The organism is Novosphingobium sp. (assembly GCF_041915465.1).
Classification (GTDB): Bacteria; Pseudomonadota; Alphaproteobacteria; order Sphingomonadales; family Sphingomonadaceae; genus Novosphingobium.
Window position 1 is genome coordinate 1 of sequence record NZ_JAYSBK010000146.1, and the last position, 5,594, is coordinate 5,594.

A 5,594-nucleotide genomic window follows, 5' to 3' on the forward strand; every position below is an offset into this window, starting at 1 on the left:
GACCAGTCCCACTTGGGATCGTATTGGTCGCTCGGCTGGTGATAGCGGTTCTTGGTGTAATCATCGCTCGCCGCCTCGCCGGCTTCCTTGCCGCCGTTCACCCAGTCGCTGCCGCGGCCAACCGCGAACATCGGCACGCCGCGCTTGGCGAAGCTGAAATGGTCCGAGCGGTAGTAGGATCCGCGCTCGGGATGGGTTTCGCCGGATTCGTACAGTCCCATCTGCTTTTCCGCCGCGCGCAGATAGCGGGTAAGATCGGACTTGTCCCCGCCGGTCACCTGCACGTTGCGGCTCGGGCTGCCCGGACTGACGCCGTCCATGTTGACCCCGCCGACCGTCTGGGCGAGCGGGTAGACCGGGTTCTGGGCATAGTATTCGCTGCCCAGCAGGCCCGATTCCTCCAGCGTTACGGCCAGGAACACCTGGCTGCGATCGGCCGGGCCGGCCTTGACGTTGGCTTCGGCCAGGGCGACCAGCGCGCCGACGCCGGTGGCATTGTCGATCGCCCCGTTGCAGATGTCGTCACCGGTGGCATCCGGCGCGCAGCGGCCGAGATGATCCCAGTGCGCGGTATAAAGCACATATTCGTTCGGGCGCTTCTTGCCCGGCTGGATGCCGATGACGTTGCGCGAAACCGATTTGCGCAGATCGTTGTCGAACGACAGGCTGGCGGTCGAACCGAGCGGCACGGCCTTGAAACCCTTCTGCTTGGCAGCCTGAGTCAGTGCGCCAAGGTCCTGGCCCGAGGCCTTGAACACCGCTTCGGCGACCGGCTTCTGGATCCAGCCGTTGAACTGGGTCTGATCCATCGCGTCATTGGGCTTCTGGGTATAGGTCTGCGCGCCGGTCCAGCTTGAATTGACCACGTTCCAGCCATAGGCGGCGGGGAAGGTATCGTGGATGATCAGCGCGCCCGCCGCGCCCTGCCGGGCGGCTTCCTCGAACTTGTAGATCCAGCGGCCATAATAGGTCATCCGGCGGCCCTTGAAGAGGCCGTCCTCGGTCTCGTTCTCGTAATCGGGGTCGTTGACCAGGATCACCGCGATCTTGCCGTGCATGTCGATCCCGGCATAGTCGTTCCAGCCCAGTTCCGGGGCGTTGATGCCATAGCCAACGAAGACCAGCGGCGCGTCCTTGAGCTCGGTATGCGGGACCACACGGTAGCTGGCGGCAACGAAATCGCTGCCGTCCTTGAACTGCAGCGCCTGCCCGCCGGCGTTCACCGTCAGCCCGCTCGAATTCTTGGCGGTGATTTCCACGATCGGCACTTCCTGCACCCAGCTGCCGTTGTTGCCCGGCTGGAGGCCCGCATCCTTGAACCGCTGGATGATGTAATTGACGGTCTTTTCTTCACCCGGCGTACCCGCGCCGCGCCCTTCGAAGGCATCGGAAGAGAGCACATAAGTAACGGTATTGAGCGTGTCGGTCTGGATAACCGGCACCTTGACTGCCGGGATCGGCGGCGCTGCCGGCGCCTTGGCGTCGGCGCTCACGGTCATGGCGGCGGCGAAAGTCCCGGCGATCAGTGGCAGGAATTTGGATGAGCGAAGTACCATGGAGGAGGGCGACCTTTGCTGTGAATTGGAAGGGCGTTAACTGGCAAAGCCGCGCCGTCTGCGCAAGCGTGGGATCGACCACCAACTTTGATCCAGTCCCTTGATCCCTTCGGCCTGCTCGGCCATCGCTGTCTCGATGACCGATAAAGACACCCCAGACTGGAGCGGAGCGCTGGCGCGCGCGCGGGCACATTCCCCCTTCCTCTCGCGGGGTCTCGATCGCTTGCCCGCACTTGCGGAACTGCTTGCCGGCGGTGACGGCGAAGGCGCGCTCGCCATGGCGCGCCAGGCTGGCGCTGGCGCGGAAGAGGTTGGCAGCGCCCTGCGCCGCGAAAAGCTGGCGCTTGCGGTTGCCCTGGGGATTGGCGACCTCGCCGGGGCCTTTCCGCTAATGCGGGTGGTGGGTGAACTGACCGCCTTTGCCGACCGTTCGCTCGATGCCGCGATTCGCGACGCGATCCTGGCCCGCGCGCCCGATGCCGAGCCGGCCGGGTTCATCGCCCTCGCGCTGGGCAAGCACGGCGCGGGCGAGCTCAACTATTCGTCCGACATCGATCCGATTCTGCTCTACGATCCGCTCACCCTGCCCCGGCGGGAACGCGACGAGCCGGGCGAGGCGGCGCAGCGCGTGGCCCGCAAGGTGATGGAGACGATGAGCCACGTTACCCACGAAGGCTACGTCTTCCGGGTCGACCTGCGACTGCGCCCGGCCTCGGAAGTCAGCCCCCTGGCGATCCCGGTCGAAGCCGCGCTGACCCATTACGAAAGCTCCGCGCTGGCTTGGGAACGCGCCGCCTTCATCCGCGCGCGGGCCTGCGCTGGCGATATTCCGGCGGGCGAGGCGTTCCTCGCCGCGATCCGGCCGTTCGTCTGGCGCAAAAGCCTCGATTTCGGCGCGATCATGGAAATCGGGCGGCTCACCCGGCGGATCCGCGCCAATCATAGCGGGCCAAAGCGCCCCGGCCCCGGCTTCAACCTGAAACAGGGGCGCGGCGGGATTCGCGAGGTCGAATTCTTCGCCCAGACCCACCAGCTGATCCACGGCGGGCGCACCCCCTCGATCCGCCTGCGCGGCACCCGCGCCAGCCTTGACGCCCTCGCCGAGGCCGGACTGATCGCGGCCGAAGACGCCGCGGTGCTGGGCGAAAGCTATGACCGGCTGCGCACGCTTGAACACCGCTTGCAGATGGTCGCGGACCACCAGACCCATTCGCTCCCCACCGATCCCGCCGCGCTCGATAATGTCGCCCAGCTTGCAGGGCTGGCTGACGGTGCGGCGCTGATCGCCGAACTGGAAGCGATCACCGAAGCGGTCGGCGCGCGATATGACCGGCTGATTGCGCAGCATGCCGAAGAAGACGCCAGCGTTGCGCTGCCCGCCCCGGCCGGCACGGCGCTGGCCGAACTGCTGGCTGTGCAGGGCTTTGCCGATCCCGAAGCCTTGGCCGAGCGGATCGAGGGCTGGCGCTCGGGCAGGCTGCGCGCGCTGCGCAGCGATGCCGCGCGCGATGCCTTTGACGCGGTTCTCGGCCCCCTGCTCTCCGCCTTCGCCGCCGCCCCCGAGCCCGAGCGAGCGCTGCTGCGCTGGGAACAGTTGCTCACCAACCTGCCCAGCGCGGTCAACCTGTTCCGCCTGCTTGAAGCGCGTCCGGCACTGGCGCAACTGCTCGCGCGGATTCTCAGCCTTGCTCCGCCGCTGGCCGATGCGCTGGCGCGCAGGGCCAACCTGCTCGATCCGCTGATCGACGCCTCGGCCTTCGACTTGCCGCCCGATGTTGCCGCGCTCGCGGCCGATTTCGAACGCGGCGAGGACGGCGACGATTACCAGCAGGTGCTCGACCGGGTGCGCCGCCGGGTCAGCGAACGCCGCTTTGCCCTTGGCGTCCAGCTGATCGAAGGCGTGCGCGATCCGATGGAGATCGGCCAGGGCCTGGCCCGCGTCGCCCAGGCGGCGCTGAAGGTGCTGGCCGATGCGACCATTGCCGAATTCGAGAGCGCCCACGGCAAGGTTCCGGGCGGCGAGCTGGTGGTGCTGGGCCTTGGCCGATTCGGCGGCGGATCGCTGACCCACGCCAGCGATCTTGACCTCGTCTACCTGTTCACCGGGGAGCACGGGGCCGAAAGCGACGGAGCGCGGCCGCTGGGCGCGACGCTCTATTTCAACCGCCTCGCCCAGCGGATCAGTGGCGCGTTGTCAGTGCCCACAGCGGAAGGCGCGCTTTACGAGGTCGACACCCGGTTGCGCCCCTCGGGCGCGCAGGGGCCACTGGCGGTCAGCCTCGACAGCTTTGCACGCTACCAGCACGAAAGCGCCTGGACCTGGGAGCACATGGCCCTTGCTCGCGCGCGGCCGCTCTATGGCCCGGCTGCCGGTCAGGCCGAACTGCAAGACATCGTTCGCGGCGTGCTGACCATGCCGCGAGATCCGGTGAAGCTGGGTGAAGACGTGCTGCATATGCGCCGCGAGATGGCACGGCATAAACCCGCCAAGGGCCCGCTCGACGTCAAGCTGGCGCGCGGCGGACTGGTCGATATCGAGTTCATCACCCACTACCTGCAACTGCGCGACCATGCGGGACTCGCGCCCTCGCTTTCGGCCGCGATCGGCGAACTGGCCGGAGCGGGGCTGGTCCCCGCGGCGCTGGCACAGGCCCATGCGATCCTCGGCCGGTTCCTGATCGCCGCGCGCCTGCTTGCTCCGGATGGCGAGGAACCACCCCGCGCCGCGCGCGAGGTGCTTGCGCACGCCTGCGGATGCGGCGATTGGGAAACGTTGCTCGGCGCCCTCGCCGAGGCCCGCTGGAATGTCGCAGCCGCCTGGGCTGCGACCTTCGGCGAAGTACTGGAGATCCAATGATGAGCTCGTTTCCCGGTGTGGGCGATCCGCTGCCCGATATCGCAATGATCCTGAGCGACGGCAGCGCCGTCAAGCCGTCCGACTATGCCGGGCGCAAGCTGGTACTGTTCTTCTATCCCAAGGATGACACCCCCGGCTGCACCACGGAAAACAAGGACTTTTCCGCGCTTTCGGCCGAATTCGAACGGGCCGGCACCGCGCTGCTCGGCGTGTCGAAGGACACTGCCGCCAAGCACCTCAAGTTCATCGCCAAGCACGAACTGACCACGCCGCTCGCCAGTGATGCGGAAACCGGCGGCCTGTCCGACGCGCTCGGTATCTGGACCGAAAAGCAGAACTACGGTCGGACCTACATGGGCATGGTCCGCACCACCTATCTGGTCGGCACCGACGGCAGAATCGCGCGGGTCTGGAACAAGGTGAAGGTCAAGGGCCACTCCGAGGAAGTGCTTGCCGCAGCACAGGCGCTCTGACCGGCCGCCAATGACCACGCTTGCCGCGGCGATCCGTGCCGTCCTGCTCGAAACCGACCCGCGCGCCAAGGTGATGCGCACGCGTTCGCTCGTGCGTGACTGGCGCGCCGGGCGGTTGGACTTCGTTTTCGACGTTGCCATGCCGGACGAACCCGGCCGCCCCGCCGCGCCGGAATTGCTGCCGCCCAATCGGATGCCCAAGCGCGGCCGAGGCCTGTCCGAGCGGGGTCGAATCGCCCTGTGGCATTCGCTTGCCCACATCGAATTCGTCGCCATCGACCTGGCGCTCGATATGGCCGGCCGGTTCGGCGAATCGATGGGGCGCGGCTTCGTTTCGGACTTCCTGGCGGTGGCCACGGACGAGGCGATGCACTTCGCCCTGATCGAGCGAAAATTGCACTCGCTCGGCAGCCGCTACGGTGCCCTTCCCGCACATTCCGGCCTCTGGGATGCAGCCCGCGAGACCGCGCATGACGTAGCGGCAAGGCTGGCTGTCGTGCCGATGGTGCTGGAAGCTCGCGGGCTCGATGTGACGCCCTTTACGCTGGAGCGAGTGCGCGCCGCCGGGGACGAGAACGGGGCGCGAATCCTGCAACGAATCCTTGACGACGAAATCCGCCACGTCCGGTTCGGTTCAATGCATTTCGCCGCAGTCTGCAACCGGCTCGGCGAATCCCCCGAGAATCATTGGAAAACCTTGGTTGCCCG

4 protein-coding genes are annotated in these 5,594 nt (G+C 67.0%); 3 read left to right on the forward strand and 1 reads right to left on the reverse strand.

The genetic code is table 11. The annotated features are described in order from the left end of the window. A partial coding sequence (locus tag ACE3SN_RS15980) for a M28 family metallopeptidase (RefSeq protein ID WP_374531698.1) occupies window positions 1-1,556 on the reverse strand: 1,556 nt, incomplete at its 3' end. A 136-nt stretch (window positions 1,557-1,692) separates the two neighbouring features. Between ACE3SN_RS15980 and ACE3SN_RS15985 the strand changes: the two genes are divergently transcribed. The 3 genes from ACE3SN_RS15985 to ACE3SN_RS15995 all read left to right on the forward strand — a co-directional run. Next, window positions 1,693-4,413 carry a bifunctional [glutamine synthetase] adenylyltransferase/[glutamine synthetase]-adenylyl-L-tyrosine phosphorylase gene (locus ACE3SN_RS15985; protein ID WP_374531700.1) on the forward strand — a complete coding sequence of 907 codons (2,721 nt, stop codon included), beginning with the start codon at window positions 1,693-1,695 and terminating at the stop codon, window positions 4,411-4,413. Next, window positions 4,413-4,886 (forward strand): peroxiredoxin, encoded by a 474-nt coding sequence (locus ACE3SN_RS15990; RefSeq protein ID WP_374531703.1) that lies wholly within the window; start codon window positions 4,413-4,415, stop codon window positions 4,884-4,886. The genes ACE3SN_RS15985 and ACE3SN_RS15990 overlap by 1 nt, the downstream gene beginning before the upstream one ends. A 10-nt stretch (window positions 4,887-4,896) precedes the next feature. Next, on the forward strand, window positions 4,897-5,594 hold a 698-nt coding region (locus tag ACE3SN_RS15995; RefSeq protein WP_374531702.1), incomplete at its 3' end, for a ferritin-like domain-containing protein.